Origin of the sequence: Streptomyces sp. NBC_01571 (assembly GCF_026339875.1) — a bacterium.
In the GTDB taxonomy this organism is placed as follows: Bacteria; Actinomycetota; Actinomycetes; order Streptomycetales; family Streptomycetaceae; genus Streptomyces.
Map to the genome: position 1 here is coordinate 1,672,220 of NZ_JAPEPZ010000001.1, position 25,913 is coordinate 1,698,132.

Sequence of the window (25,913 nt, forward strand, 5' to 3'; positions counted from 1 at the left end):
TTGTCGCCCGTATCCCCCGTTTCCTACCTTTGAGGCACCCCCGTCAACACCGCAGGAAGCGGAGGAACCTCTCTGTGCCTGACAGCCGTGTGCCGCGTCCCCGGCGCTTCCTCGTCTGCGAACCCAGACACTTCGCCGTGCAGTACGCGATCAACCCCTGGATGCACCCCGACACCCGGGTGGACGTCGATCTGGCCCATGGCCAGTGGAAGGCGCTGATCAGCGCCTATCGTGCCCATGGGCACACCGTGGACACCGTGGAGCCGGTGGCGGATCTCCCCGACATGGTGTTCGCGGCGAACTCCGCGCTCGTCCTCGCGGGCCGTGTCTTCGGTTCGCTCTTCCACGCGCCCCAGCGCCGCCCGGAGTCCATCGCCTACGAGACCTGGTTCAAGGCCGCCGGCTTCGACGTCTACCGTCCCGAATCCGTGTGTGAGGGCGAGGGCGACCTCGTCCCGGTGGGCCGCTACCTCCTGGCGGGCACCGGCTTCCGTACGACCCCGGAGGCACACCGCGAGGTCCAGGAGTTCTTCGGTGTCCCGGTGATCACCCTCCAGCTGGTGGACGCGCGCTTCTACCATCTGGACACGGCCCTGTTCGTTCTGGAGGAGGGGCCGCGGGCGAACATCGCCTACTACCCGGAGGCGTTCTCGCCCGGCAGCCGCGAGGTGCTGGCACGGCTCTTCCCGGACGCGGTGGTCGCGACCCGCGAGGACGCGATGACCTTCGGTCTGAACTCCGTCTCCGACGGCCGTCACGTCTTCATCTCGCCACGTGCCGAGGCCCTCGCCGACCAGCTCGCCCGGCACGGCTACGTCCCCGTCCCCGTCGACCTCTCCGAGTTCCACAAGGCCGGCGGCGGCATCAAGTGCTGCACCCAGGAGATCCGCTCATGACCGCTCCCGCCCGTACGCGTACCTCCGCCGAACTGATCCGCGCCGAGGCCCCGGTCCTCGCGCACAACTACCACCCGCTCCCCGTCGTCGTCGCCCGCGCCGAGGGCACCTGGGTCGAGGACGTCGAGGGCCGCCGCTACCTCGACATGCTGGCGGGTTACTCGGCCCTCAACTTCGGCCACCGCAACCCCGTGCTGATCGAGGCGGCGCACCGCCAGCTCGACCGGCTCACCCTGACCTCCCGCGCCTTCCACAACGACCAGCTGGCCCACTTCGCCGCGTCCCTGGCCGGGCTGACGGGTCTCGACATGGTCCTGCCGATGAACACCGGCGCCGAGGCGGTGGAGAGCGCCGTCAAGGTCGCCCGCAAGTGGGCGTACGAGGTGAAGGGCGTCGCCCCGGACCAGGCCACGATCGTCGTGGCCGCGGACAACTTCCACGGCCGTACGACCACGATCGTCAGCTTCTCCACGGACGAGACGGCCCGGAGCGGCTTCGGCCCCTTCACCCCGGGCTTCCGGATCGTTCCGTACAACGATCTCGCGGCGCTCGAAGCGGCCGTCGACGAGACGACCGCGGCCGTGCTGATCGAGCCCATCCAGGGCGAGGCGGGCGTCGTCATCCCCGACGACGGCTATCTCGCCGGGGTGCGCGAGCTGACCAGCCGGGCCGGCTGTCTGTTCGTCGCGGACGAGATCCAGTCGGGTCTGGGGCGGACGGGCACCACCCTCGCCGTCGACCACGAGGGCGTCGTCCCGGACATGCTGCTGCTCGGCAAGGCGCTCGGCGGCGGCATCGTGCCGGTCTCGGCGGTGGTGGCGCGCCGCGACGTGCTCGGCGTACTGCGGCCCGGTGAGCACGGCTCCACGTTCGGCGGCAACCCGCTCGCCGCGGCGGTCGGCTCGGCGGTCGTCGAGCTGCTGGAGACGGGTGAGTTCCAGCGCCGGGCGGCCGAGCTGGGCATGGTCCTGGAAGGCGGCCTCAAGGGGCTCGTGGGCAGAGGAGTGGACGGCTTCCGCTCGCGCGGGCTGTGGGCGGGCGTCGACATCGACCCGGCCATCGGGACGGGCCGCGAGATCAGCGAGGGCCTCATGCGCGAGGGGATCCTGGTCAAGGACACCCACGGTTCGACCATCCGGCTGGCCCCGCCGCTGACCATCACCGCCGACGAACTCCGCTCCGCTCTCGCGGCCCTGGAGAAGGTGGTGACGCAAGGGGTCTGATACCGGCCACGGGGCCACAGAGAGTGATACCCGAACGGTTACCCCCGGCGACGGGCACGCCTAAACTGATCGCTCCCCGGGGAGGACCCGGAGGAACAGAGGAGCGCCTCAGGTGTTTTATTACGTGCTCAAACATGTGCTTCTGGGTCCGCTGTTGAGGCTGGTGTTCCGGCCTCGGATCGAGGGCCTTGAGCACATACCGCCGTCGGGGGGCGCCATCGTGGCGGGCAACCACCTGTCCTTCTCGGACCACTTCCTGATGCCCGCGATCCTCAAGCGGCGGATCACCTTCCTCGCGAAGGCGGAGTACTTCACCGGGCCGGGCATCAAGGGCCGTCTGACAGCCGCGTTCTTCCGCAGCGCCGGGCAGATCCCGGTGGACCGCTCCGGCAAGGAGGCGGGACAGGCCGCGATCCGGGAGGGGCTCGGTGTGCTGCGCCAGGGCCAGCTGCTCGGCATCTACCCGGAGGGCACCCGCTCGCACGACGGGCGCCTCTACAAGGGGAAGGTCGGCGTCGCGGCCATGGCCCTCAAGGCCCGGGTGCCGGTCGTCCCCTGCGCGATGATCGGCACCTTCGAGGCGCAGCCGCCGGGCCAGAAGATCCCGAACCTCCACCCCGTGGTGATCCGCTTCGGCGAGCCCCTCGACTTCTCCCGCTACGCCGGTATGGAGAACGAGAAGGTCATCCTGCGTGCCGTCACCGACGAGATCATGTACGCCATCCTCGCCCTCTCCGGGCAGGAGTACGTCGACCGGTACGCGGCCGACGTCAAGGCCGAGGCGGCCGCCGAGAGCGCGGACAAGGCGCGCAGGTTCCCGCGGATGCCGCTGAGCTGACGGTCCGGTGGGACCGGTGGGACGCGGGTGGGAGCGCCACCGACGCGCCACCGACGCGAAAGGGGCGGCCGGAGGACCGGCCGCCCCTTCGTGTGCGGTGTGTTACGGCGCCGGCGTGGCGTGCGGCGCGCACGTCACATCGGCCTTGTCCGTCCTGCCGGTGAGCAGGTAGGTGTCCACCCGCGTGTTGATGCACGGGTTGACCAGGCCGGTCACACCGTGCGAGCCCGCGCCGTTCTCGGTGATGAGACGGGAGCCCTTGAAGCGCTTGTGCAGTTCGACCGCGCCCGGGTAGGGGGTGGCGGCGTCACGCGTGGACTGCACGATCAGGACGGCCGGCAGCCCCTTGCCGGTCCTGACCTCGACCGGGGTCTGCTGCTTGACCGGCCAGGTGGCACACGGCAGGTTCATCCACGCGTTGGCCCACGTCATGAACGGGTAGTCCTTGTTGAGCCGCGTGTTGTCCTTGTCCCACTTGTTCCAGCTGGTGGGCCACTTGGCGTCGGTGCACTCGACCGCGGTGTAGACCGCGTTGCCGTTCTCCGAGCTGATGTTGCCCGCGGTGTCGGACAGGTCCGGAGCCGCGGCGTCCACCAGCGCCTGGGTGTCACCGGCGACGTACTTGCTGAACACCGACGCGACCGGTACCCACGAGGAGTCGTAGTACGGGGCGCTCTGGAAGAAGGAGATCAGCTCGGCGGGTCCGACGACCCCGCCCAGCGGGCTCTTCTTCGCCGCGGCGCGCAGCTTCAGCCACTGGTCCTGCACCTTGGCGCGGGTGTCGCCGAGGTGGAAGGCCGCGTCGTTCTTCGCGACCCAGTCCTCCCAGTCCTTCCAGCGGCCCTCGAAGGCCACGTCCTGGCCCAGGTTGGCCTCGTACCAGATGTTCTCCCGCGCCGGGTTGACGACGCTGTCCACGATCATGCGGCGGACGTGCCCCGGGAAGAGCGTGCCGTAGACGGCGCCGAGGTAGGTGCCGTACGAGACGCCCAGGTAGTTGAGCTTCTTCTCACCGAGTGCGGCGCGGATGACATCCAGGTCGCGGGCGGTGTTGGGCGTGGTCATCTGCTGCAGGACGGCCTTGCCGCTGCGCTCGGCGCAGCCGTCCGCGTACTCGGCGGCGAGCTTGCGCTGGGCGCGCTTGTCGGCCTCGGAGCCCGGGACCGGGTCGGCCTTGGGCGCCTTCACGAACTCCTGCGGGTCGATGCAGGAGATGGGTGCCGAGTGGCCGACACCGCGCGGGTCGAAGCCCACGAAGTCGTAGGCCTTCGCGGTGTTGGTCCAGAGCGGGTTCTTGCCGGTGACCCGGGTCGGGAAGCGCATGCCGGAGCCGCCGGGGCCGCCCGGGTTGTAGACGAGGGCGCCCTGACGCTCGGCCTTCGTCCCGGTGCTCGCGATGCGGTCAACGGCGAGCTTGAGCTTCTTGCCGTTCGGGTGGGCGTAGTCCAGCGGAACGCTGACCCAGCCGCACTGGATGGGCTTCACGAAGCCCCAGTCGGCCGGGCACTCCTGCCAGTCGATCCCCGCCTTGGCGGCCCGGTCCGCGGCGACCGCGGCACCGCGCTGCTCGCGGCTCTGCCCATGGCTCCGGCCCTGACGTGAGTCGGCGGTGGCCGACGGGGCCGCCACGGCTCCGGCTATCAGGGTCGCCGTGACGAGCACGCCGGCCGAACCGAGCGCCGTCACCCGCTTCGTCGGTCTCTTGGACCTCAAGTGGGACCTCCCCGTACATCGTTGCGATTGGTACGGGGATCCTTTCGGCTGTGAGGTCCCTGAGAACAGGGGTGACCGGGCTTCTTTACTAATCCGATAAGCGGTGTGCAGCGCCCCGTTGAGCGGATACTCAGCCGAACGACACCAACGCGTCGTCCAGAACCCGCCTCAGTTTGAGCGCATCCGGCGCCAGCGCGCTCACCAGAACAGCCGGTCCGGCCAGCGGATGGACGGCCACGCACTCCCCCAGCAACCGCGCCGACGGCATCTGCTCCGCGAACTCCGGCCGCACGACGAGAAGTTGTCCGAGGGCACGGTGGCCCCCAAGGACTGCCGGCCCGTCCCAGCCGCCCGGCGCACCGGGGCCGCACGCCAACTCCTGGTCCAGCAGCGTCCGTCCGCCGAGCCGCAGGGTAAGACGGCTGGTGAGCCGCCCCGGTTGCTCTCCCGCACGCCCGAGTACCTGCTCCTCACGGAACACGAGTCGCGCGCCGCGCTCCAGGTCGATTTCCGAGGCGACGTGAAGGTCACTCCCGTTCGCCGAGATCAACTGCTCCGGGAGCCACCGCAGTTCGCCTCCGGAGGCGACGCGCAGCCGTACGTCGTAGCGAGCCTCACCCTTGGCCTGCCCCGGGAGGGCGATGGTCGCGGCGGCCGAACCGACGTGCAGGCATGCTCCTTCGCCGACGGTCGCCTCCACGGCGAAACGGTCGTTGCCGAGCGGGCCGCTCATCGCGCCGACGAGCATCACCCGTGCCTCGTCGCCGTGTCCCCGGGTGCGGCGCGGCGCGATCGGTCCCTCGCCGTCCAGCACGGGCAGCGAGGTGCCGCCCCGGCCGTCGGCGCGTGCCCCGATCCGCGCGGTGGCCCGCACGCCCGTTGCCGTCATGCCGTCCACGCGGCGAGCCGTTCCCGCACCCAGTCCGCGACGGCCGTGACGCCGGCCTCGGTCCTCAACGACTGCAGGACGACGGGAAGTTCGGCTCGCTGCGCCTTGGCGTCGGCGGCCATCCGCCCCAGGTCGGACCCCACGTAGGGGGCGAGGTCGGTCTTGTTGACGACGAGCAGATCGGCGGTGGTGACTCCCGGGCCGCCCTTGCGCGGGATGTCGTCGCCGCCCGCCACATCGATCACGAAGGTCTGCGCGTCGACCAGCCCTCTGGAGAACGTCGCCGTGAGGTTGTCGCCCCCTGACTCGACCAGGATCAGGTCCAGCGGCCCGACCTCGTCCTCCAGGTCCTCCACCGCTTCGAGGTTCGCCGAGATGTCGTCCCGGATCGCGGTGTGCGGGCAGGCCCCCGTCTCGACGGCGGTGATCCGCTCGGGTGGCAGGACCGCCTCCCGCAGCAGGAACTCGGCGTCCTCGCGCGTGTAGATGTCGTTCGTCACCACCGCGAGCGACAACTCGTCGCGCAGGGCCCGGCAGAGCGCCGCGACGGTCGCGGTCTTGCCGGATCCCACGGGTCCGCCGAGCCCGATCCGCAGGGCCCGACGCGAGCCGTCGGGACGCCGGGCGTCGGCGCTCACGGCGGACGCCCCGTCGTGACCGTGACGATGGTCGAGATGCATGATTGCGGCTCCGTTTCCCGGCCGAGACCGAATTCTCCGACGTTTTCGAACCTTCCGGCGCCCGGGCCATCCGGACGCCTCGGGCCTTCTCCTGTGCGTGGGGGTTCCCTTGTCGTGGGCCTTCCGGCTCCGGCCCGCACACCCAGCCCGCCCGGCGTTCGAGGACGAGCCCTTCGGGCGACCGGGGGTCCGGGACCCGGGGGCGGAGCCCCCGGGGGACGCGGACGGCAACGCCCACCCCGAACCCATTACGACGCGAACAACCGCACAGCCCAAGCGGCATGCGCCTCCGCACTGATCTCCAGCAGCGGAGCACCCCCCGCGGGCAACGCGTCGACACCCTCGACCACCACGCGCCGCGCCGCCTCGGCCGCCTGGTGAGCCACCTGGTCCAACTCCGGTGCCAGCCGGGCCAGTACCGCCGTGGCGTCGAAGGGGTCCAGGCTGAGCAACCGCACGGTCGCCGTCGCCGGCCCGCTGACACACTCGTACACGGAGCAGTACGCGGCGTCCTCGGGCCCGAGCCCGGCACCCCGTGCCGCCACCCCGAGCACCACGGGCTGGTGGGCACCCTTGGGGAACTCCCTGGCCAGCGCGTCGAGTTCTCCGGACGGCCAGGCCGCCCGTGCCGCCCGCGTCAACTGCCGCCCGAGCCGCCGCGCGGCCCCGCGCAGGGCGGGCGAGGGCGTCCGGGCGTCCGCGGCCGAGTCCAGTGCCACCGGGTCGACGCCGAGCGCCGCCGCCGCGGCGAGGGCGGCGGACACCAGCCCCGTCGTGTGCAACCGCCCCAGGCAGAAATCCTCCAGGCTCGCCGCCCCGGTGATCCGCCCCGCCTTGACCGCCGCCTCGGCGCCGCCGGAGTGGGCGTGCCCTCCGGCGGGGAAGCGGCCGTCCGCCAGGACGAGAAGTGCCGCGCGGGACATCAGAAGAGGAAGTAACGCTGGGCCATGGGCAGTTCCGCAGCCGGGGTCGCCTCGACCAGTTCTCCGTCGATGTGCACGGCGAAACTGTCGGGATCGACCCGTACGCGCGGCCGGGCGTCGTTCTCCCGCATGTCGGCCTTGGTCACGCCTCGGGTCGAGTCGATCGCCATGAACCTCTTGCTCAGCGAGAGCCGTTCCGGCAGCCCGTCCTCGATCGCGAGCGGTGCGACGAAGTTGAACGAGTTCGCGGCGGGCGCCCGCCCGATCGCCCCGAACATCGGCCGGGGCAGAATCGGCTGCGGTGTCGGAATGGACGCGTTGGCGTCGCCCATCTGCGCGTACGCGATCTGGCCGCCCTTGATGACGAGTTGCGGCTTGACGCCGAAGAACGCGGGCTCCCACAGCACGAGGTCGGCGAGCTTGCCGGTCTCGACGGAGCCGATCTCGCGGGCGAGGCCCTGCGCGAGCGCCGGGTTGATCGTGTATTTGGCGACATAGCGACGTACACGGTGGTTGTCGGCGCGTCCGTCGCCCGGCAGGGCCCCGCGCCGCCGCTTCATCACGTGGGCCGTCTGCCAGGTCCGCAGGACGACCTCGCCGACCCGGCCCATCGCCTGGGAATCGGAGGAGATGATCGAGATCGCCCCCAGGTCGTGCAGGATGTCCTCGGCCCCGATGGTGGACGGCCGGATACGCGACTCGGCGAAGGCCAGGTCCTCGGGGACGGCCGCGTTGAGGTGGTGGCAGACCATCAGCATGTCGAGGTGTTCCTCGGCGGTGTTGACGGTGTACGGGCGGGTCGGGTTGGTGGAGCTCGGCAGCACGTGCGGCTCGGAGACCACCGTCATGATGTCCGGTGCGTGCCCGCCGCCGGCGCCCTCCGTGTGGTACGCGTGGATGCCGCGCCCACCGATCGCGGCGAGCGTGTCGCCGACGAACCCGGCCTCGTTCAGCGTGTCGGTGTGGACGGCGACCTGGATGCCGGTGCGGTCGGCGACGGTCAGCGCGGCGTCGATGACGGCGGGCGTGGACCCCCAGTCCTCGTGCAGTTTCAGTCCGAGGGCGCCACCGCGGATCTGCGACAGCATCGCGTCGTGCGAGACGGTGTTGCCCTTGCCGAGCAGCCCGAGGTTGAGCGGATACCCCTCCATCGACTCCAGCATCCGGGCCAGATGCCAGGGGCCGGGCGTGACGGTGGTGGCCTTGGAACCCTCGGCGGGACCGGTGCCACCGCCCACCAGGGTCGTGATGCCGGAGGCGAGTGCCTCGTCGGCGATCTGGGGGCAGATCAGGTGGACGTGCGCGTCGATGGCACCCGCGGTGACGATCCGTCCGTTGCCCGCGATGACCTCGGTCTCCGGACCGATGACGAGGTCGGGGTGGACACCGTCCATGGTGTCGGGGTTGCCGGCCTTGCCGATGCCGGTGATCCGGCCGTCGCGGATGCCGATGTCGGCCTTGACGATCCCCCAGTGGTCGATGATCACGGCGCCGGTGATGACCGTGTCCGGAGTGCCCTCCGCGCGCGTGGCGCGCGACTGGCCCATGGACTCGCGGATGACCTTGCCGCCGCCGAACACGGCCTCGTCACCGGCGAGCCCGGGGCCGCCGGAGCGGTCCTCCTCGATCTCGACGAGCAGGTCGGTGTCGGCGAGCCGGATACGGTCGCCGGTGGTGGGGCCGAACAGATCGGCGTACGCGCCGCGCGAGAGCTCAGGCATCGAGGGCACCTCCGGTCTCGCCGCGCAGGCCGGGTACGACCCGGGCACCGGCGAGCGGTACGAGTTCGACGTCGACGGGGATCCCGGGTTCGAAGCGCACGGCGGTGCCGGCGGCGACGTTGAGCCGCTTGCCGCGGGCGCCGGCGCGGTCGAACTCCAGGCCGGGGTTGGCCTCCGCGAAGTGATAGTGGGAGCCGACCTGCACGGGTCGGTCGGCGGCGTTGAGGACGGTCAGCCGGGTGACTTCGCGGCCTTCGTTGAAGGTGACGGGTCCCTCGGCGAAGAGGATCTCTCCGGGAATCACGGTGCTCGCTCCCCCGTCAGACGATCGGGTCGTGGACGGTGACGAGTTTGGTGCCGTCCGGGAAGGTCGCCTCGACCTGGACGTCGTGAATCATTTCGGGGATGCCCTCCATGACGTCGTCGCGGGTGAGGATCTTGCGCCCGGAGGACATCAGCTCGGCCACGGTGCGGCCGTCCCGGGCGCCTTCGAGGATGTGCGACGTGATGAGGGCGACGGCCTCGGGGTGGTTCAGTCTCACTCCACGGGCCCGGCGCTTCCCGGCCACGTCGGCGGCCACGTGGATCAGCAGCCTCTCTTGCTCGTGCGGGGTCAGTTGCACGGCGTCCCACCTCACAGTCCTCGCTCCGGACCGTGCGGGGTCCGGTGGCCGCAGCCACCAAAACCCCTGGTGGCATGGATGCGCACGCTAGTTGGCCGTCGTTTCGTGGACGTTAACCGGCCTGTGGTCCACACGTGCCGACCCGATGGGCGCCCCCGGGCCCGCCCGGGGGTCCGGTGACCGGTGGACCCCGACGATCTTCACTCGGACCGCCCGCACCTCGGCGGAGCGGCACGCCGGGTCACGGCGGGCGCCGTGCCGCCCGGCGTTCCGGCTCACCTCGCGACGAGCGGCCGGCCGCCTCGGGGGCCGGAGCGGCCCGCCCTGGACACCCTCGGGAACCGGACCGTATACGGCGCGCCCTCGGTTCGCGATACGGCGCGCCCTCGGTTCGCGCGGGTCGACGCCGGGCACGACAGGCCGCACCGGGCTTCACCACGCACGAGACACCCTCGGGCCCTTCGCCACGCACGGCATACCCCCGGTCCTTCGCCACGCACGGCATACCCCCGGTCCTTCGCCACGCACGGTATGCCCCGGGGCCTCCCACCGCGTGCGGCACTCGCCGGGAGATCGCGGCGCCCGGCCCGCGGCTGTCGGCTGTCGGCTGTCGGCCGGCGTGCCCGATCGCCCTTCCGCTACGAGACGTTGGGCCCCCGGTGCTCCGCGGCGATGCCGAAGCGCTGGCGCTCCCGCGGCGCGGACGTGACCTCGCGGACGCTGGAGAGGGAGCTGACCACCTGCTCCTCTGCGGACTCCCGGAGCTCTTCGAGCCGCTCCAGGTCGGCGGCGGAGACGAGGGCGACGAGAGGCTTCCCGTGACGCGTCACGACGACACGCTCGCCCCCGTACACCACCCGGTTGATCAGATCGGCGAGCTCAGCCCTGGCTTGCGTCACCGGAATCTCGTAGGCCATGCCCACCAGCTTAGACCGGTCCCCCCGCACTCTCCCGAAACGGATGATCTCCGCCGGATCCTCCGAAAGCGACCCCCCACCCCCGTACGGCACCCGCCCGCGCGACCGGCCCGCACCGCCGGTGCCGCCCTCGCGGAGCAGCTCCCTCCTCTTCTTCGCGGGGTTTTTCGCTGTCGGCCGATTCCCTCGACATGATCTGTACGTCCTGTACATTTTTTACAAGGGGCGGCACACTGGGGAGTCGCCCGGAGGAGGCGCCAGCCATGTACGAACCGTCCGCCCGCCACGTCCTGCCCGAGTTCACCGAGCGCACGACCACGGCACACCGGACCCTCGACCCGTACTCCAAGCTGTTCGACGAGCGCATCGTGTTTCTCGGGACACCGATCGACGACACGTCGGCGAACGACGTGATGGCCCAGTTCATGCACCTCGAACACCTGGCGCCGGAGCGGGACATCTCGCTCTATGTCAACTCCCCGGGCGGCTCGTTCAGCGCGATGACGGCGATCTACGACACGATGCGGTTCGTCACCTGCGACGTGGAGACCGTGTGCCTGGGGCAGGCCGCTTCGGTCGCCGCCGTCCTGCTGGCCGGCGGCACTCCGGGCAAGCGGTTCGCCCTGCCGGGCGCCCGGGTGCTGATCCGTCAGCCCTCGCTCCCGGGACCGGTCCAGGGGCAGGCGAGCGATCTGGCCCTCCAGGCAGCGGAGTTGACGCGCACTCGGAAGCTGCTGGAGGACATGCTCGTACGGCACACGGGGCAAAATCCCGAACAAGTCGCCGCCGACATCGAGCGGGACACGATTCTGGACGCGCAGGCCGCGCTGGCGTACGGGCTGGTGGACGGGATCATCCCGAGCCGCAAGAACTCGCGCACCGCGCCCGGTGCGGGGAACGCCACACCCGACGCGAGGTGATCCGCCGATGGTGCCCGAACTGCCTCCGCTGCCCGCACTGACACACGCCGAGGCCGAGCTGATAGACCGCTACCTCGACGTGGTCGACCTGGTCGGCCGTATCAACCCGGCCCGCCCGGGAGACACCTATCGCGGGCTGCGCGCCGCCCAGGCACTCGTCGGCAAGGCGACCGCGCTGCGTGACGCCCTGGCCCTGATGCACCAGCGGGGCGAGAGCGAGGTGCACGCGCCGACCCTGGCGCAGGCCCTGCGAGTTCTGGACGGCGAGCGGCGGGCCGCCCGCGTCACCCTGCCGCCCGACTCCGGCAGTTGAGGCGTCCACGCCCGGGCCGACGCTCACGCCGATCTGCGGAGCGCCCGGCCCGGGTTTCAAACGGACCAGTCGGCGTACCCCCCAATGGCGTAGACGCGCGTCCTTCCGGGTGGCCCCGGAAGTTGCGCAACACGCGTAGCCAAAAGGCGGAATGAAACGTTCCGTTGCTGGTAAGGGCGTTGCCGACGTCCCCAAAACCCCTCGAACAGAGGAGTGTCCACCCGAACGGGTGAGTGGTGAGTAACCCCACAAATCACCGGTTCCGCTCGGATTTTCCGACACCCATGCGTGAAGATCCCTTCCGACGACAAGCCCCCGCCACACCGGCGGGGCGGTCCGGGCGGACGCCGAGTCCTGCCGCCGCCCGGATGACCGGTCGACAGATGTGCATCGGCAGGAGTGGAGGACCCAGCAAGACGGGCCGCCGGAGAGATCCGGGCGGTCCTTGGGGTGAAGCCGCGTACGCGGCCGGGCTACTTCGCCAGCCCGAATCCGACAGGTCATCCTTCACAGGCGGTTGACGAAGGGTTGCGCATGACTGCGCTGAATCGTGTCCCGTCGCTGTTGACCCGGGCCGGTACGGCCTCGGCTCTGACCATCGCCGCCGTGGGCGGCAGCCTGGTGGTCCCTGGCGTCGCAGCCGACGCCGAGGCGGCCACACCGGCCACGAGGGCACTCCAGGTCGCGGCATCCAAGAAGGGCGCCCCGTACAAGTACGGTGCCACCGGGCCGCGCCGCTTCGACTGCTCCGGGCTCACCCTGTACTCGTACAAGAAGGCGGGCAAGAAACTGCCTCGTACGGCCGCGGGGCAGTACAACAAGAGCCACCACATCTCCGCCTCGCACCGCAAGGCCGGTGACCTCGTGTTCTTCCACTCGGGCCGGAACGTGTACCACGTCGGCATCTACGCCGGGAAGGGAAAGATCTGGCACTCCCCGAAGAGCGGGGAGGTCGTGAAGCTCCAGAAGATCTGGACGAGGAGCGTCTGGTACGGCCGGATCAGCTGAACCTGACCGGGTGGGGCGGCGGCGCCGGGGCCGCCGCCCCCGGGGGCACGAACCCTGGAGGCCCTCAGGCCGTCAGGGGCTCCAGGAGGAGCACCAGGCCGAGCACCGCGAGCGCGCTCCCGGTGACCGCCTCCACGGCGCGGGCGGCCCGCGGCCCGCGCAGCCACCGGCCGAGCCGGTCGACCAGCAGGGTGACCGCCGGGAACCACACCAGGGCGAGGGCCACCACGATCAGGGCCAGCACCAGGGTGCGGGGCATCGCGGGGCTGCCCGCGGGCACGAACTGCGGCAGCAGGCTCAGGAACGTGATCGGCGCCTTCGGGTTGAGCGCGTTGGTGACGAAGCCCTGCCGCAGCGGCCGGCTCCCCTCCCCCGGCACGCCGGGCCCGGCCTCGCCGGGCGGCGTCCCGCCGGACACCGCCGAGCGCTCCCGGTCCGGCTCCCGGTCGCGCCGCCGTCGCAGACCGCCCAGAGCCCGCGCACCGAGGTACAGCACGTAGCCGCCGCCGAGGAGCTGCAGCGTCCGGAACAGCGCGGGCACGGCCGCGAGGACGGCGGCGACGCCGGCGACGGCCAGCGCCGTGTGCAGGAGCAGGCCGCCCGCGACCCCGAGCGCGCACGCCACTCCGGCCCGGCGGGAGACGAGGGCGTTGCGTACGACGACGGTGAAGTCCGCGCCGGGCATGGCGACCATTCCCGCGGCCACTCCGGTGAAGGCGATGAGCTGTGCGTCCATGGCACCAGCCTGTCTGTATCAGGCCTTCAGCAGGTATGCCGAATATCCTGGGTCCGCCTTAAGCAACCGTTTAGACCTGGGCTCCCCCGCGGGCCCCGGACCTGGGGAGCCGTTCCATGTACGACCCGACCCGGCTGGCGGCCCTGGTAGCGGTGGCCGAGGCGGGATCCATCACCCGGGCGGCCGAACGGCTCGGCTACAGCCCGCCCGCGCTCTCCCAGCAGCTCGCCAAACTGGAACGGGAGGCGGGCGCGCCGCTGCTGGTGCGGTCCCATCGCGGGGCGCGGCTGACGGACGCGGGCGAGCTGCTCGTGGCACGGGCCCGCCGGGTGCTCGACGAGATGGAGCGGGCCCGGCACGAACTGGCCCGCCTGACCGGCCTGTCGGGCGGCACCCTGCGGCTCGGCACCTTCCAGACGGCGGGCATCCATCTGCTGCCGCCGGTGCTCAGCGCTTTTCGGCGGGCCCACCCGGACGTGGAACTCACGGTCGCGAACTACGAGCCCCCGGACGGCGTCGCGGCGGTCGCGGCGGGCGAGGTGGACCTCGCGCTGACCCACACCTACGAGCCCGCGGACCCGGTGCCCCTCCCGTCGTCGGTACGCGCGGAGCCGGTGCTGGTCGAGGAGCTGGTGCTGGTGACCGCCCCGGGACACGTCCTCGCGGACGGCGCGGCCCGGCTGCCGCTGGACGGACTCGCCGGGCAGCCGCTGATCAGCATGGCCCCGGACCATCCGCCCCGGCAGGGTGTGGAGGCCGCGCTGGCCCGGGTCGGGGCCACTCCGGCCGTGCGGGTCGAGAGCCCCGGGTACGCCCTGGTGTGCGCGCTGGTCAGTGCGGGGCTCGGGGTCGCCGTGGTGCCGGAGATGGTGGCCAGGACGGCGGCGACCCCGGTGGGACTGAGGCTGCTGGAACCAGGAGATCTGCGCCGTACGATCTCCGTCGTCCACCGGACCGACCGGCAGGCACCCGCGGCCGAGGCCTTCCGGGCCCTGCTGCGCGGCGTGTTCGGACGTGCCACGCGGTAGGGAGACGCGGGAGGGAATCGCGGCAGAGGCGCGGCAACTGATCGTTTCCTCACGGCTCTTGCGGGCCGCCGGCCGCCACCGGCTGGGCCGACACCGTCCACGGCAACTCGATGGAGACCGTCTTGCCGCCCTCCCGGGTGGGCCGCACGAGGACCCTGCCGCCGCACTCGGCGGTCAGCCAACGGATGATCACCATCCCTCGGCCGTTGTCCTGTTGGACGGCGGCGGGCAGACGCTTCGGGAAGCGCGGATGGCTGTCGGTGACGCCGATGCGCAGTTGTTCGTCCCGGACGAGCCGGACGTCCACCGTGAAGGTGGGCGACTGACCGAAGGTGTGCTGGACGGCGTTGGTGGCTAGTTCGGACACGATCAGGCGTACGGTGTCCGCGACTTCGGCGTCACACGGCAGGCCCCATTCGGCCAGCACGTCGACGACGAACTTCCGGGCCGCGGAGACCGAGGCGGGATCGCTCGGCAGGGTGACGGATGCTTCCTGGTGATCTGCCATGGCGACGTCGTCCCTTTCCCACGGGACCGGAGTCCGACACGGAGCGGATGGTTCGAGTACGGTCCCGGACTGGTGCTTCGCGCCAGACTGCCATCACTGGGCCGGTCACGGGCGCGATCCACCAGGATATGCATATATCTGTCGCTCGAAGCGGTGAACTCTGCGGAGCAGGCCGTATTTGGGCGGCTCGGAAGGAGTAAGGAGTACGGCCATGCAGCACGGTCCCGCGGTACGCCGCCGCAAACTCGGTGCCGAACTGCGCGCGCTGCGCGCCGGTGCGGGCCTGACCAGTGGTGAGGCGGCCCGTCTCGTCGGCTGGCACCAGTCGAAGGTGAGCCGGATCGAGACGGGGATCAGCGGGGTGAAACCGGCCGACGTGGAGCACCTGCTGGACGCGTACGGCGTCCGGGAAGCCGGGTTACGGGAGCTCCTGCTCGGGCTGGCCGGATCCGAGGGCAACGGGCGCCACCACTGGTGGCACGCCTACCGGGGGGTCCTGCCGCCCGCCTACCGGGACTTCATCAGTCTGGAGTCCCAGGCCAGCGGTATGCGCACGCTGGAGACGTCCGTGGTGCCGGGTCTGCTCCAGACCCCCGAGTACGCCCGGGCAGTGACACGGGCGGCCGTGGGCGGACTCGAGGACGACAAGCTGGACGCGCTCGTCGAGGTGCGCCTCGCCCGGCAGGACGTGCTGCGTTCGCATCCGCCGCTGGAACTGACCGCCGTCCTGGACGAGGCCGTGCTGCGTCGTGAGGTCGGGGGACCCGAGGTCATGGCACGGCAGCTGGCCCGGTTGCGGGAGGCCGCCGTCCTCCCCCAAGTGCGCCTCCAAGTGCTTCCGTTCGCCGCCGGAGCGCACGCCGGAGTGACCGGGCCTTTCGTTATTTTCTCATTTCCGAACACAACTGATCTGGACGTGGTTGTTCTCGACCACTTGACGAGTAGCCTCTACCTCGAGCGGAAAGAAGACCTTCAGGCCTACACCGAGGCCTTCAACACCCTTCGGTTTAACGCCCTTTCACCCGAGGACTCGTTGGACTACATCGCCGCGATAGGTGACGGCGTGTAAGGAGGCACCCCCATGACCGCACTGCCTCGGTACGTACCTTCCAGTACTTCACTCCGTGATGTGCGCTGGCTGCGCAGCAGCCGCAGTACGGGAATGAACAACTGCGTCGAGACCGCACGACCGGGCCCCGGCCCCTGGGCCGGACTCGTCGCGGTGCGCGATTCCAAGAACAAGGCAGGCCCCGCCCTGCTGTTCACCCCTGCCAGCTGGGAGGGGTTCATCGCCGGACTGAGCTGACCGCCGCCTCGTTCACCGGTTCTCGGAGATCACCCGTACGGCCTGCTCGATCTGGGCGTCGGTGAGATCCGCGCGGGCGGTCAGCCGCAGCCGGGAGATGCCGTCGGGCACGGACGGGGGGCGGAAGCAGCCTACGGCGAGCCCCGCCTCCCGGCAGTCCGCCGCCCACCGCACGGCCCGCTCGGGGGACGGCGCGCGCACGGAGACCACGGCGGCGTCCGGCCGTACGGCCTCCAGGCCCTCGGCGGTCAGCCGGGTGTGCAGCGCCGTCGCCACCGCGCGGGCCCGGTCGGCGCGCGCCGGCTCGCGGCGCAGCAGTCTGAGCGCCGCGAGGGCCGCTCCCACCGCCGCCGGTGCCAGACCGGTGTCGAAGATGAAGGTGCGCGCCGCGTTGACCAGGTGGTCGATGACCGGTGCGGGCCCGAGGACGGCACCGCCCTGGCTGCCGAACGACTTGGAGAGCGTGACGGTCACGACGACGTCCGGAGCGCCGGCGAGCCCCGCGGCGTGCGGAGCGCCCCGGCCACCGTTGCCCAGCACCCCGAGTCCGTGCGCGTCGTCGACGAGCAGCGCCGCCCCGTGCGCGCGGCAGGCGGTGGCCAGTGCGGCCAGCGGTGCCGCGTCGCCGTCCACCGAGAAGACCGTGTCGGAGACGACGACAGCGGGGCCCTGGTGCGTCCCGAGCGCCTTGCGCACGGCGTCGGGGTCGGCGTGCGCGACGACCTGCGTGGCGCCGCGGGCGAGCCGGCAGCCGTCGATGAGCGAGGCGTGGTTGCCCGCGTCCGAGACGACGAGCGAGCCGTGCGGCGCGAGCGCGGTGACCGCGGCGAGATTGGCCGCGTACCCGGAGGAGAGGACGAGCGCGGCCTCGAAGCCGCAGAAGTCGGCGAGCTCGCGTTCGAGTTCGCCGTGAAGTTCGGTAGTGCCGGACACGAGCCGCGATCCGGTGGCACCCGCTCCCCAGCGGTGGGCGGCGTCCGCGGCGGCGGCCGTGATCTCGGGGTGGCGGGCGAGGCCGAGATAGTCGTTGCTCGCCAGATCGAGCAGGGCCGAGTCGGCCGGGCGCGGGCGCAGGGTGCGGACGAGTCCGGCCTGTCGGCGCTGGTGCGCCTGCTCGTCGATCCATGCGAACGGCGATCCGGCCATGCTGGCGCCTCCGGGCCCTGAGGGTGGTGGTTTTGTAGGCAGTGCACAGACCCTAGCGGGACTGCCCGGCACCCAGGATGTGGCAATACCCACACGTCGAACCGACTCTCTTGTGCGATCTCTCCTTGGCCGCACCCGCCCGGATACGTCAGGATCGGATCTCATGGACCTGCTGAACACGCTGGTGGACAAGGGGCTTCGGCGCGAGCTGCCGACCCGTGACGAGGCGCTGGCCGTGCTGGCCACGTCCGACGACGACGTGCTCGACGTGGTGGCCGCGGCCGGGAAAGTCCGCCGGCACTGGTTCGGCCGTCGAGTGAAGCTCAACTATCTGGTCAACCTGAAGTCCGGGCTGTGCCCCGAGGACTGCTCGTACTGCTCGCAGCGGCTCGGCTCCAAGGCCGAGATCCTGAAGTACAGCTGGCTCAAGCCCGACCAGGCCTCGCAGGCCGCGGCGGCGGGGCTGGCCGGGGGCGCCAAGCGGGTCTGTCTGGTGGCCAGCGGCCGCGGTCCGAGCGACCGCGACGTGGACCGGGTCTCCGACACCATCAAGGCGATCAAGGACCAGCACGAGAACGTCGAGGTGTGCGCCTGCCTCGGCCTGCTCTCCGACGGTCAGGCCGAGCGGCTGCGCCAGGCGGGCGCGGACGCCTACAACCACAACCTCAACACGTCCGAGGGGACGTACGGGGACATCACGACCACGCACACGTACGCCGACCGGGTGGACACCGTGCAGAAGGCGCACGCGGCGGGTCTGTCCGCCTGCTCCGGTCTGATCGCGGGCATGGGCGAGAGCGACGAGGACCTCGTGGACGTCGTCTACGCGCTGCGCGAGCTCGATCCCGACTCCGTTCCGGTGAACTTCCTGATCCCCTTCGAGGGAACCCCGCTCGCCAAGGAGTGGAACCTGACACCCCAGCGGTGTCTGCGCATCCTGGCGATGGTCCGCTTCGTCTGCCCGGACGCCGAGGTCCGCATCGCGGGCGGCCGTGAGGTCCATCTGCGCACGATGCAGCCGCTCGCCCTCAACCTGGCCAACTCGATCTTCCTCGGCGACTACCTGACGAGCGAGGGCCAGGCCGGCAAGGCCGACCTGGAGATGATCGCTGACGCCGGGTTCGAGGTGGAGGGCGCGGGCGAGGTGACGCTGCCGGAGCACCGGGCGACGGCGGGCGCGGGCTGTGGCGCGCACGCGGACGCCGGGTGCGGGTCGCACGAGGGCGGTGGGTGCGGGTCGCACGCGGGTGGTGGTGTGTGCGGTTCGGCCCCGGCCGAGGCGCCCGCCGAGGCCCGTACGGATCTGGTGGCCGTGCGCCGCCGAGGTGCCGGAACGGATCTCGCGCCCAATGCCTGACCTGTCCCTGCGGGAGCTGCTCGACCTGGACCGGCGCCACGTCTGGCATCCGTACGGGCCGATGCCGGGCCGGCAGGAACCGCTCGTCGTCGAGTCGGCCAGCGGGGTGCGGCTGCGGATGGCGGACGGCTCGGGTGATCTGGTCGACGGGATGTCGTCCTGGTGGTCGGCCATCCACGGCTACAACCACCCGGTGCTGAACGACGCGGCGCGCGAGCAGTTGGAGCGGATGAGCCATGTGATGTTCGGCGGGCTCACGCACGAGCCCGCCGTGCGGCTGGCCAAGCGCCTGGTCGACATCTCCCCCGAGGGACTGGAGCACGTCTTCCTCGCCGACTCCGGTTCGGTGTCGGTCGAGGTCGCCGTCAAGATGTGCCTCCAGCACTGGCGTTCGCTCGGACGACCGGCCAAGCAGCGGCTGCTGACCTGGCGGGGCGGCTACCACGGGGACACCTGGCAGCCGATGTCGGTGTGCGACCCCGAGGGCGGGATGCACGAGCTGTGGCAGGGCGTGCTGCAGCGCCAGGTGTTCGCCGACGCCCCGCCGCCCGGCTACGAGGAGTCGTACGCCGCGCACCTGCGCGAACTGATCGGGCGCCACGCCGACGAACTGGCGGCGGTGATCGTGGAGCCGGTGGTACAGGGCGCGGGCGGGATGCGCTTCCACTCCCCCGCGTATCTGCGGGTGCTGCGGGAGGCGTGCGACGCGCACGACGTGTTGCTGGTGTTCGACGAGATCGCGACCGGCTTCGGCCGTACGGGCACGCTGTTCGCGGCGGAGCACGCGGGCGTGACGCCGGACGTGATGTGCGTGGGCAAGGCGCTGACCGGCGGGTACCTGACCATGGCGGCGACGCTGTGCACGACCCGGGTGGCCGAGGGCATCTCACGCGGCGAGGTCCCGGTGCTCGCGCACGGCCCGACGTTCATGGGCAATCCGCTCGCCGCCGCGGTGGCCTGCGCCTCGATCGACCTGCTGCTCGGGCAGGACTGGCAGACCGAGGTCAAGCGGGTCGGGGCGGGACTGCGGCAGGGACTGGCGGAGGCCTCCTCGATGCCGGGGGTCCGGGACGTACGCGTGCTGGGCGCGATCGGTGTCGTCCAGCTCGACCACGAGGTGGACATGGCGGCGGCGACGGCAGCCGCCGTCCGCGAGGGCGTGTGGCTGCGGCCGTTCCGCGACCTCGTCTACACGATGCCGCCGTACGTCACGGGCGACGAGGACGTGGCGCGGATCGCCCGCGCGGTCCTCGCGGCGGCGCGGGAGGGATGACATGGCTGTCCTGGTGATCACGGGGACGGGCACGGAGGTGGGCAAGACGGTCACCACGGCCGCCGTCGCCGCCGCCGCCGTCGCCGCCGGACGGTCCGTGGCCGTCCTCAAGCCCGCGCAGACGGGGGTGGGTCCGCACGAGCGCGGGGACGCCGACGAGGTGGCCCGGCTCGCGGGGGACGTGACCACGCGCGAACTCGGCCGCTACCCCGAGCCCTTGGCGCCCGCCACGGCCGCGCGGCGGGCCCGGCTGGCTCCGGTGCGGCCCCGTGAGGTGGCGGAGGCGGCGGCCAAGCTGGCCACCGACCACGACCTCGTGCTGATCGAGGGGGCGGGCGGTCTGCTCGTCCGCTTCGACGACGAGGGCGGCACGCTGGCGGACGTGGCGACGCTGTTGGACGCTCCGGTGCTGCTCGTCGTGGCGGCGGGACTCGGCACGCTGAACACGACCGAGCTGACCGCGCGTGAGATCCGGCGCCGGGGACTGGACCTGGCCGGGCTCGTCATCGGCAGCTGGCCCGACTCCGCGGACCTCGCGTCCCGTTGCAACCTCGCCGACCTGCCGGTGGTGGCCGAGGCCCCGCTGCTGGGAGCGCTGCCCGCGGGGGCCGGCGCCCGTCCGCCCGCCGAGTTCCGGGCCGGGGCGCCGGGTTGGCTGGCACCGGGGCTGGACGGCACCTGGGACGCGGACACCTTCGCGGTCTCCTGCTGAGAGGTTTCCGAAGGGTGTGGCGGGCCTCCACGGGGGACAATCACGGTAGGTCCCGTCCTCCTGGGAGGTCCGTCATGGCGTTCAGGTCGGCCGACTCCGGCAAGGTGCCACGGGATCCGGTGCACCACCCGCTGTTCGCCCGCTACTACGCCCGCGTCAGCGTGGCCGCCGAGACCCGGATGGGCATGGGCGGCGTACGCGACCGGCTGCTCTCCGGGCTCTCCGGCCGGGTCATCGAGATCGGCGCGGGCAACGGCCTGAACTTCGCGCACTATCCGGGTGCCGTCTCGGAGGTCGTCGCGATCGAACCGGAGCGGCGGCTGCGGCAGCTGGCCGTTCGGGCGGCGCTGCGCGCGGAGGTCCCGGTCGACGTGGCACCGGGCGCGGCGGAGGCGCTGCCGGTCAAGAGCGAGGCCTTCGACGCGGCGGTGGTCTCGCTGGTGCTGTGCAGCGTGCGCGATGTGCCACGGACCCTGGCGGAGCTCCGGCGCGTGCTGCGTCCCGGTGGCACCCTGCGGTTCTTCGAGCACGGCACGGGCGGCGGTCGCGTGATGGCGGCCGCCCAGCGCGGCCTGGACCGTACGGTGTGGCCGACGCTCAACGGCGGCTGCCATCTGGCCCGTGACCCGGTCGCCGCGCTGCGCGACGCCGGGTTCGAACTCGGCCCGTACCAGCGGCTGCTGATGCCCGAGAAGGGGCCGCGGCTGCCCACCTCGTACTGCGTGCTGGGCTCCGCGCGCCGGCCCGGCGTGCGGGAGGCCGGCGCGCCGTAGAGACCGGCGCGTCACGAGGGGTCGGCGCGTCACGAGGGCGGCACGTCACAGGGCCCGGCGCGTCACAGGCTCCACTGGCGCAGTTCCTGCGCGATGTCGTGCACGGTCGCCTCGCCGCCCTTCACCAGGCGGGCGAGTTCGCGCACCTGCTCGGGGGAGGTGACGACCTTGAGGCCGCTGGCGACGAGATAGGCGTACGCGACGGCCGAGGCGAACATCGCGTTGGAACGTTCGAGCGCCGGGACGTGCAGCAGGAGCTGGAGCAGTGCGGCGGCGCGGGCGTGCGGACTGTCGTAGACGGGAATGCCGAATATCTCCGCCTCGTGCCGGCTGACGGCGGCGACGAGGGCTCCCCAGTCGGTGACCTGGGGGTCTCCGGGCGTCTTCTGTTCGGCGATCATGAGAAGCCAGGCAAGGTCGACTCTGAGACTGCTCAAGGGATCAACGACGACCTTCGCGGGAGCCTTCACGGGCGCCTTCGCGGTCCGCGCCGAATTCCTCGGCGAAGACGGACTCGTACTGCTTCATGAAGTCGGAGGCGGCGTCGACGAAGGTGTGGCCCACCTCCCCGGTGTCCTGTCTGACCAGCTCCTCGATGTAGCGGTTCACGCTCATGCCGCGCGCCAGGGCCCGCTCGCGGGCGGCCCGGGCCGTGCCCTCGTCCACCCGCACGTTCAGTTGAGTCTTCGCCATACCTCGAAGCTAGCGCCGAAGTGCTAGCACCCGCAAGGGCCCAAGGACGTCCGACCCAATAACCCGGAGGGATACCCCCTGTGGGCGGGATCACATTACGCTCGGCCGGGACACGGATGCCGGGACACCGACCACCCAGGAGGCGGCCTTGCCCACATCAGCTGCGGAGCACGCCGTCGGCCACGGGGAGGCCGACGGGATCGCGGCCCGCGCCCGCGGCCTGACGAAGGCGTACGGCTCGGGCGAGACGACCGTCCTCGCCCTCGACTCGGTCGACGTGGCCATCGCGCGCGGCCGCTTCACCGCGGTCATGGGCCCTTCGGGCTCCGGCAAGTCCACGTTGATGCACTGTCTGGCGGGGCTCGACACCGTTTCGGCCGGACAGGTCTGGCTCGGCGACACCGAGATCACGGGGCTCAGGGACCGCGAGCTGACCCGGTTGCGCCGGGACCGGATCGGGTTCATGTTCCAGTCGTTCAACCTGATCCCGACGCTCGACGCGGCCGAGAACATCACGCTGCCGATGGACATCGCGGGCCAGAAGCCGGACCAGAAGTGGCTGGACCAGGTCATCGACACGCTCGGGCTGCGCGACCGGCTCAAGCACCGTCCCGCACAGCTCTCCGGTGGTCAGCAGCAGCGCGTCGCCTGCGCGCGGGCGCTCGCCTCGCGCCCCGAGCTGATCTTCGCGGACGAGCCGACCGGCAATCTCGACTCCCGCGCGGGCCTTGAGGTCCTCGGCTTCCTGCGCGAGGCGGTCGACGAGCTCGGCCAGACCGTCGTCATGGTCACGCACGACCCCGGCGCGGCCGCCCACTCGGACCTGGTGCTCTTCCTCGGGGACGGGCGGATCGTGGACGAGATGGAACGGCCGACGGCGGAAGCGGTGCTGGAGCGCATGAAACAATTCGACACGGTCCGGGCGAGCTTCGAGGGCTCCGCACCTCGCGAGGAGGGCTCCCACCCGCGGCAGGGCGAGGCGGGTGCCGTACCTCCGCAGGCGAGCGCCGACCGCGCCGCGCCCCCCGGGGCGGACTCCGCGGCCGATTCCGGGGCGGACTCCGCGGCCGGCTCCGAGGCCGGCTCCGGCGGTGTGACGGCCGACGGCGGCGCCGGCCACGTCCCCCACGACAAGGACTGAGGCGGCCGTGCTCAAGGCGACTCTGCGCAGCTTCCTCGCCCACAAGGGGCGGCTGCTCCTCTCCGCGCTGGCCGTCGTGCTGTCCGTGGCGTTCGTCGCCGGCAGCCTCATCTTCTCGGACACGGTCACCCGTACCTTCGACCGGCTCTTCGCCTCCACCTCGGCGGATGTGACCGTGTCGCCCAGGAACGATCTCGGCTCACGGATTCCGACCGGCGCCACCCCGACCCTGCCCGCCTCCCTCGCGGCCCGGCTGGCCGAGGTCGACGGTGTCGCGGCCGCCCACGTCGACGCGGCCGTCGAGAACCTCACCATCGTCGACCGCGGGAACGAGTCGGTCGGGCCGACCTCGGGCGCACCGACCATCGCCACCAACTGGCAGCCCAGCGAACGCAGTCCGGTGAAATTGACCTCCGGCCACGCCCCGCACGGCGCCGGTGAGGCACTGCTCGACGCGGACACCGCCGAGCACAAGCACGTCCGCATCGGCGACACCCTGACGGTGCAGGCGCAGCCCGGCACGTTCAAGGTGCGGATCGTGGGCATCGCCACCTTCACCACCACCAACCCCGGTGCCGCGCTGCTGTTCCTCGACACCCCGACCGCGCAGACCAGGCTGCTGGGCAGCACCGCCGCCGCCACGAGCATCTCGCTGGACGCGGCGCCCGGCGTCGACGACGCCCTGCTCAAGCAGCGCGTCGCGGCCGAACTCGGCACCAGGGCGTACGACTTGAAGACGGCCGACGAGCAGGCCAAGGACGCGGCCGCACAGCTCGGCGGCTTCCTGGACGTCATCAAGTACGTGATGCTCGGCTTCGCCGGGATCGCCGTGCTCGTCGGCGTCTTCCTCATCGTCAACACCTTCTCGATGCTCATCGCCCAACGCACCCGCGAGCTGGGCCTGTTGCGTGCGCTGGGCGCCGACCGGCGGCAGGTAAGACGGTCCGTGCTGACCGAGGCGCTGCTGCTCGGGCTGGTCGGCTCGACACTCGGTCTGGCCGCGGGCATCGGGCTCGCGCTCGGGCTGATCAAGCTGATGACCGCGTTCGGGATGAACCTGAAGTCGACGGAGATGGTGATCAGTTGGGGAACCCCCGTCGCGTCGTACGTCGTCGGGGTCGGCGTCACCTTCGTGGCCGCGTACCTCCCCGCCCGGCGCGCGGCCGGCGTCTCCCCGATGGCGGCCCTCTCGGATGCCGAGGTCGCGGGCCTGGGACGGCCGTTGCGGGTACGGGCCGTCGCGGGCTCGGTCGTGGGGCTGGCGGGCGTCGCCGCGCTCGGCGGGTGCGTCGCGGCGTCGAAGACCTCGACGGCCGGCTCGCTGCTGGGACTCGGGGTCGTACTGACCCTCGTGGCGACGGTGATCGCGGGCCCGCTCCTGGTCCGACCGGTGATCAAGGTCCTGGGCGGGGCCTTCCCGGCCCTGTTCGGGTCGGTCGGCCGGATGAGCCAGCGCAACGCGCTGCGCAATCCCCGGCGTACCGGTGCCACTGCCTCCGCCCTGATGGTGGGCCTGGCCCTGGTCGGCGGGATGTCCGTGGCGAGTGCCTCCATGAGCAAGTCCTTCGACCAGCAGATCGACAAGACACTGGGCGCCGACTTCGTCATCCAGAACAGCAACTTCGTGCCGTTCTCCCCGGAGGTCACCGACAAGGTACGGGGCACGGAGGGCGTCGCCCTCGTCGTCCGCCAGCGGTTCACCCCGGTCGCGGTGCGGCTGCCGGACGGCAAGCGGATCGAGACGACCGCCGCGGGCTACGATCCGCGGCTCGACGACGTCGCCCACCTCGCGTACGCCCAGGGGGACACCGCGGCGGCGCTGGGCGCCGGGCATCTCGCCATGGACGCGAAGTTCGCGCGGGAGCACGACGTGCGGGTGGGCAGCACGGTCCCCGTCGAGTTCCCCGCCGGGCGCCACGCCGAGCTGACGGTGGCGGCCCTCACCGACCAGGAGTCCGCCGAGGGGTTCGGCATGCAGGGCGGCCTGTACATGGGCTTCGGCACCATCGAGAAGTACGTCCCGGGCGGACAGGACTCCACGCTCTACGTGAACGCGGCTTCGGGCACGGACGCCGACCAGCTGCGCCCACGGCTGGAGAAGACGCTCGAGCCGTATCCGCAGGTGCAGGTACGCGATCAGGCCGACTACAAGAAGCTGGTCCACGACCAGATCGCGGTACTCCTCTATCTCGTGTACGCCCTGCTCGGACTCGCGATCGTCATCGCGGTGCTCGGCGTGGTCAACACCCTGGCCCTGTCGGTCGTCGAGCGCACCCGGGAGATCGGACTGCTCCGCGCGATCGGCCTCGGACGCCGCCAGCTGCGCCGGATGATCCGTCTGGAGTCGGTGGTGATCGCCGTGTTCGGCGCGATCCTCGGACTCGTGCTGGGGCTGGTCTGGGGCGTCTGTGTACAGCAGGTGCTCGCCCTGCAGGGCCTGACGGCGTTCGCGGTTCCCTGGGCCACCATCGTCGCGGTGGTGGTGGGTTCGGCCGTCGTGGGCATCGTCGCGGCGCTGCTGCCGGCGCTGCGGGCGTCGCGCATGAACGTACTGGCGGCGATCGCGCACGAGTGAG

28 protein-coding genes and 1 riboswitch are annotated in these 25,913 nt (G+C 71.6%); of the genes, 15 read left to right on the forward strand and 13 right to left on the reverse strand.

The features are described from left to right. Positions 1 to 74: 74 nt before the first annotated feature. From ddaH to OHB41_RS07580, 3 genes are all read left to right on the forward strand, one after another. The gene (ddaH, locus tag OHB41_RS07570) at positions 75 to 896 is read left to right on the forward strand and encodes a dimethylargininase (RefSeq protein WP_266697176.1); all 822 of its coding nucleotides are present in this window, start codon (positions 75 to 77) and stop codon (positions 894 to 896) included. Then, entirely contained in the window at positions 893 to 2,119 is a 1,227-nt protein-coding gene (rocD, locus tag OHB41_RS07575; protein WP_266697177.1) for an ornithine--oxo-acid transaminase, read from the forward strand. Before ddaH ends, rocD begins: the two co-directional genes overlap by 4 nt. A 112-nt stretch (positions 2,120 to 2,231) precedes the next feature. Continuing rightward, positions 2,232 to 2,957 (forward strand): lysophospholipid acyltransferase family protein, encoded by a 726-nt coding sequence (locus tag OHB41_RS07580; RefSeq protein WP_266697178.1) that lies wholly within the window; start codon positions 2,232 to 2,234, stop codon positions 2,955 to 2,957. Positions 2,958 to 3,059: 102 nt separating this feature from the next. Here OHB41_RS07580 and OHB41_RS07585 read toward each other — a convergent pair whose 3' ends face one another. From OHB41_RS07585 to OHB41_RS07620, 8 genes are all read right to left on the reverse strand, one after another. Further along, positions 3,060 to 4,670 (reverse strand): alpha/beta hydrolase, encoded by a 1,611-nt coding sequence (locus tag OHB41_RS07585; protein WP_266697179.1) that lies wholly within the window; start codon positions 4,668 to 4,670, stop codon positions 3,060 to 3,062. Positions 4,671 to 4,800: 130 nt separating this feature from the next. Continuing rightward, on the reverse strand, positions 4,801 to 5,559 hold the full coding sequence (locus OHB41_RS07590) for an urease accessory protein UreD (RefSeq protein WP_266697180.1): 759 nt from the start codon (positions 5,557 to 5,559) through the stop codon (positions 4,801 to 4,803). After that, complete coding sequence (gene ureG / locus OHB41_RS07595; protein WP_266697181.1) at positions 5,556 to 6,239, reverse strand: urease accessory protein UreG; 684 nt, start codon at positions 6,237 to 6,239, stop codon at positions 5,556 to 5,558. Before ureG ends, OHB41_RS07590 begins: the two co-directional genes overlap by 4 nt. 248 nt (positions 6,240 to 6,487) lie before the next feature. Continuing rightward, positions 6,488 to 7,162: an urease accessory protein UreF gene (locus tag OHB41_RS07600; protein ID WP_266697182.1), complete on the reverse strand. Its 675-nt coding sequence runs from the start codon at positions 7,160 to 7,162 to the stop codon at positions 6,488 to 6,490. Then, positions 7,162 to 8,883: an urease subunit alpha gene (locus OHB41_RS07605; RefSeq protein WP_266697183.1), complete on the reverse strand. Its 1,722-nt coding sequence runs from the start codon at positions 8,881 to 8,883 to the stop codon at positions 7,162 to 7,164. Before OHB41_RS07605 ends, OHB41_RS07600 begins: the two co-directional genes overlap by 1 nt. Further along, positions 8,876 to 9,187 carry an urease subunit beta gene (locus tag OHB41_RS07610; protein WP_266697184.1) on the reverse strand — a complete coding sequence of 104 codons (312 nt, stop codon included), beginning with the start codon at positions 9,185 to 9,187 and terminating at the stop codon, positions 8,876 to 8,878. Before OHB41_RS07610 ends, OHB41_RS07605 begins: the two co-directional genes overlap by 8 nt. Before the next feature lie 16 nt (positions 9,188 to 9,203). After that, positions 9,204 to 9,506, reverse strand: a complete 303-nt coding sequence (locus OHB41_RS07615; RefSeq protein ID WP_266697185.1) for an urease subunit gamma — start codon at positions 9,504 to 9,506, stop codon at positions 9,204 to 9,206. A gap of 638 nt (positions 9,507 to 10,144) precedes the next feature. After that, positions 10,145 to 10,423, reverse strand: a complete 279-nt coding sequence (locus tag OHB41_RS07620) for a type II toxin-antitoxin system Phd/YefM family antitoxin (protein WP_266697186.1) — start codon at positions 10,421 to 10,423, stop codon at positions 10,145 to 10,147. Positions 10,424 to 10,686: 263 nt separating this feature from the next. Here OHB41_RS07620 and OHB41_RS07625 point away from each other — a divergent pair, with 263 nt between their 5' ends. From OHB41_RS07625 to OHB41_RS07635, 3 genes are all read left to right on the forward strand, one after another. Next, positions 10,687 to 11,343: an ATP-dependent Clp protease proteolytic subunit gene (locus OHB41_RS07625; RefSeq protein WP_266697187.1), complete on the forward strand. Its 657-nt coding sequence runs from the start codon at positions 10,687 to 10,689 to the stop codon at positions 11,341 to 11,343. A gap of 7 nt (positions 11,344 to 11,350) precedes the next feature. Continuing rightward, positions 11,351 to 11,656 carry a hypothetical protein gene (locus OHB41_RS07630; protein WP_266697188.1) on the forward strand — a complete coding sequence of 102 codons (306 nt, stop codon included), beginning with the start codon at positions 11,351 to 11,353 and terminating at the stop codon, positions 11,654 to 11,656. A gap of 367 nt (positions 11,657 to 12,023) precedes the next feature. After that, positions 12,024 to 12,187: riboswitch (cyclic di-AMP (ydaO/yuaA leader) on the forward strand. A 3-nt stretch (positions 12,188 to 12,190) separates the two neighbouring features. Beyond that, positions 12,191 to 12,664, forward strand: coding sequence for a C40 family peptidase (locus tag OHB41_RS07635; RefSeq protein ID WP_266697189.1), 474 nt, complete (start codon positions 12,191 to 12,193; stop codon positions 12,662 to 12,664). A 64-nt stretch (positions 12,665 to 12,728) separates the two neighbouring features. Here OHB41_RS07635 and OHB41_RS07640 read toward each other — a convergent pair whose 3' ends face one another. Further along, positions 12,729 to 13,400 carry a LysE family translocator gene (locus tag OHB41_RS07640; protein ID WP_266697190.1) on the reverse strand — a complete coding sequence of 224 codons (672 nt, stop codon included), beginning with the start codon at positions 13,398 to 13,400 and terminating at the stop codon, positions 12,729 to 12,731. Positions 13,401 to 13,516: 116 nt separating this feature from the next. Here OHB41_RS07640 and OHB41_RS07645 point away from each other — a divergent pair, with 116 nt between their 5' ends. Then, entirely contained in the window at positions 13,517 to 14,428 is a 912-nt protein-coding gene (locus tag OHB41_RS07645) for a LysR family transcriptional regulator (protein ID WP_266697191.1), read from the forward strand. 49 nt (positions 14,429 to 14,477) lie between these two features. On the opposite strand, the gene OHB41_RS07650 is transcribed toward OHB41_RS07645, so the two are convergent. Then, positions 14,478 to 14,936, reverse strand: coding sequence for an ATP-binding protein (locus OHB41_RS07650; RefSeq protein ID WP_266697192.1), 459 nt, complete (start codon positions 14,934 to 14,936; stop codon positions 14,478 to 14,480). A 211-nt stretch (positions 14,937 to 15,147) separates the two neighbouring features. Between OHB41_RS07650 and OHB41_RS07655 the strand changes: the two genes are divergently transcribed. Together OHB41_RS07655 and OHB41_RS07660 are read left to right on the forward strand one after the other, a co-directional pair. After that, the gene (locus tag OHB41_RS07655) at positions 15,148 to 16,005 is read left to right on the forward strand and encodes a helix-turn-helix domain-containing protein (RefSeq protein ID WP_266697193.1); all 858 of its coding nucleotides are present in this window, start codon (positions 15,148 to 15,150) and stop codon (positions 16,003 to 16,005) included. A gap of 12 nt (positions 16,006 to 16,017) precedes the next feature. Next, positions 16,018 to 16,242: a DUF397 domain-containing protein gene (locus OHB41_RS07660; RefSeq protein ID WP_266697194.1), complete on the forward strand. Its 225-nt coding sequence runs from the start codon at positions 16,018 to 16,020 to the stop codon at positions 16,240 to 16,242. Between the two features lie 12 nt (positions 16,243 to 16,254). Here OHB41_RS07660 and bioF read toward each other — a convergent pair whose 3' ends face one another. Beyond that, on the reverse strand, positions 16,255 to 17,388 hold the full coding sequence (bioF, locus tag OHB41_RS07665) for an 8-amino-7-oxononanoate synthase (protein ID WP_266697195.1): 1,134 nt from the start codon (positions 17,386 to 17,388) through the stop codon (positions 16,255 to 16,257). A gap of 163 nt (positions 17,389 to 17,551) precedes the next feature. On the opposite strand from bioF, the gene bioB reads away from it, so the two are divergent. The 4 genes from bioB to OHB41_RS07685 all read left to right on the forward strand — a co-directional run bounded on the left by bioB (position 17,552) and on the right by OHB41_RS07685 (position 21,503). Then, positions 17,552 to 18,745, forward strand: a complete 1,194-nt coding sequence (gene bioB / locus OHB41_RS07670; RefSeq protein WP_266697196.1) for a biotin synthase BioB — start codon at positions 17,552 to 17,554, stop codon at positions 18,743 to 18,745. Further along, positions 18,738 to 20,018 carry an adenosylmethionine--8-amino-7-oxononanoate transaminase gene (gene bioA / locus OHB41_RS07675; RefSeq protein ID WP_266697197.1) on the forward strand — a complete coding sequence of 427 codons (1,281 nt, stop codon included), beginning with the start codon at positions 18,738 to 18,740 and terminating at the stop codon, positions 20,016 to 20,018. The genes bioB and bioA overlap by 8 nt, the downstream gene beginning before the upstream one ends. 1 nt (position 20,019) lies before the next feature. Beyond that, positions 20,020 to 20,730 carry a dethiobiotin synthase gene (bioD, locus tag OHB41_RS07680; protein WP_266697198.1) on the forward strand — a complete coding sequence of 237 codons (711 nt, stop codon included), beginning with the start codon at positions 20,020 to 20,022 and terminating at the stop codon, positions 20,728 to 20,730. Positions 20,731 to 20,804: 74 nt separating this feature from the next. Next, positions 20,805 to 21,503, forward strand: coding sequence for a class I SAM-dependent methyltransferase (locus tag OHB41_RS07685; RefSeq protein WP_266697199.1), 699 nt, complete (start codon positions 20,805 to 20,807; stop codon positions 21,501 to 21,503). 62 nt (positions 21,504 to 21,565) lie between these two features. Here the strand turns inward: OHB41_RS07685 and OHB41_RS07690 are convergent, their stop codons facing one another. Then, positions 21,566 to 21,940 carry a fic family toxin-antitoxin system, toxin component gene (locus OHB41_RS07690; protein ID WP_168526997.1) on the reverse strand — a complete coding sequence of 125 codons (375 nt, stop codon included), beginning with the start codon at positions 21,938 to 21,940 and terminating at the stop codon, positions 21,566 to 21,568. Positions 21,941 to 21,944: 4 nt separating this feature from the next. After that, positions 21,945 to 22,196, reverse strand: coding sequence for a toxin-antitoxin system HicB family antitoxin (locus OHB41_RS07695; protein WP_266697200.1), 252 nt, complete (start codon positions 22,194 to 22,196; stop codon positions 21,945 to 21,947). A 148-nt stretch (positions 22,197 to 22,344) separates the two neighbouring features. On the opposite strand from OHB41_RS07695, the gene OHB41_RS07700 reads away from it, so the two are divergent. Continuing rightward, on the forward strand, positions 22,345 to 23,337 hold the full coding sequence (locus OHB41_RS07700) for an ABC transporter ATP-binding protein (RefSeq protein WP_266697201.1): 993 nt from the start codon (positions 22,345 to 22,347) through the stop codon (positions 23,335 to 23,337). 7 nt (positions 23,338 to 23,344) lie between these two features. Next, positions 23,345 to 25,912 (forward strand): FtsX-like permease family protein, encoded by a 2,568-nt coding sequence (locus OHB41_RS07705; protein WP_266697202.1) that lies wholly within the window; start codon positions 23,345 to 23,347, stop codon positions 25,910 to 25,912. Position 25,913 lies beyond the last annotated feature (1 nt).

Coding starts and splice junctions, on each gene's coding strand:
- rocD (WP_266697177.1), top strand. CDS start 893: ATGACCGCTCCCGCCCGTACGCGTACCTCCGCCGAACTGATCCGCGCC.
- OHB41_RS07590 (WP_266697180.1), bottom strand. CDS start 5,559: ATGACGGCAACGGGCGTGCGGGCCACCGCGCGGATCGGGGCACGCGCC.
- ureG (WP_266697181.1), bottom strand. CDS start 6,239: ATGCATCTCGACCATCGTCACGGTCACGACGGGGCGTCCGCCGTGAGC.
- OHB41_RS07600 (WP_266697182.1), bottom strand. CDS start 7,162: ATGTCCCGCGCGGCACTTCTCGTCCTGGCGGACGGCCGCTTCCCCGCC.
- OHB41_RS07605 (WP_266697183.1), bottom strand. CDS start 8,883: ATGCCTGAGCTCTCGCGCGGCGCGTACGCCGATCTGTTCGGCCCCACC.
- OHB41_RS07620 (WP_266697186.1), bottom strand. CDS start 10,423: ATGGCCTACGAGATTCCGGTGACGCAAGCCAGGGCTGAGCTCGCCGAT.
- OHB41_RS07625 (WP_266697187.1), top strand. CDS start 10,687: ATGTACGAACCGTCCGCCCGCCACGTCCTGCCCGAGTTCACCGAGCGC.
- OHB41_RS07630 (WP_266697188.1), top strand. CDS start 11,351: ATGGTGCCCGAACTGCCTCCGCTGCCCGCACTGACACACGCCGAGGCC.
- OHB41_RS07635 (WP_266697189.1), top strand. CDS start 12,191: ATGACTGCGCTGAATCGTGTCCCGTCGCTGTTGACCCGGGCCGGTACG.
- OHB41_RS07640 (WP_266697190.1), bottom strand. CDS start 13,400: ATGGACGCACAGCTCATCGCCTTCACCGGAGTGGCCGCGGGAATGGTC.
- OHB41_RS07645 (WP_266697191.1), top strand. CDS start 13,517: ATGTACGACCCGACCCGGCTGGCGGCCCTGGTAGCGGTGGCCGAGGCG.
- OHB41_RS07650 (WP_266697192.1), bottom strand. CDS start 14,936: ATGGCAGATCACCAGGAAGCATCCGTCACCCTGCCGAGCGATCCCGCC.
- OHB41_RS07655 (WP_266697193.1), top strand. CDS start 15,148: ATGCAGCACGGTCCCGCGGTACGCCGCCGCAAACTCGGTGCCGAACTG.
- OHB41_RS07660 (WP_266697194.1), top strand. CDS start 16,018: ATGACCGCACTGCCTCGGTACGTACCTTCCAGTACTTCACTCCGTGAT.
- bioF (WP_266697195.1), bottom strand. CDS start 17,388: ATGGCCGGATCGCCGTTCGCATGGATCGACGAGCAGGCGCACCAGCGC.
- bioB (WP_266697196.1), top strand. CDS start 17,552: ATGGACCTGCTGAACACGCTGGTGGACAAGGGGCTTCGGCGCGAGCTG.
- bioA (WP_266697197.1), top strand. CDS start 18,738: ATGCCTGACCTGTCCCTGCGGGAGCTGCTCGACCTGGACCGGCGCCAC.
- bioD (WP_266697198.1), top strand. CDS start 20,020: ATGGCTGTCCTGGTGATCACGGGGACGGGCACGGAGGTGGGCAAGACG.
- OHB41_RS07685 (WP_266697199.1), top strand. CDS start 20,805: ATGGCGTTCAGGTCGGCCGACTCCGGCAAGGTGCCACGGGATCCGGTG.
- OHB41_RS07695 (WP_266697200.1), bottom strand. CDS start 22,196: ATGGCGAAGACTCAACTGAACGTGCGGGTGGACGAGGGCACGGCCCGG.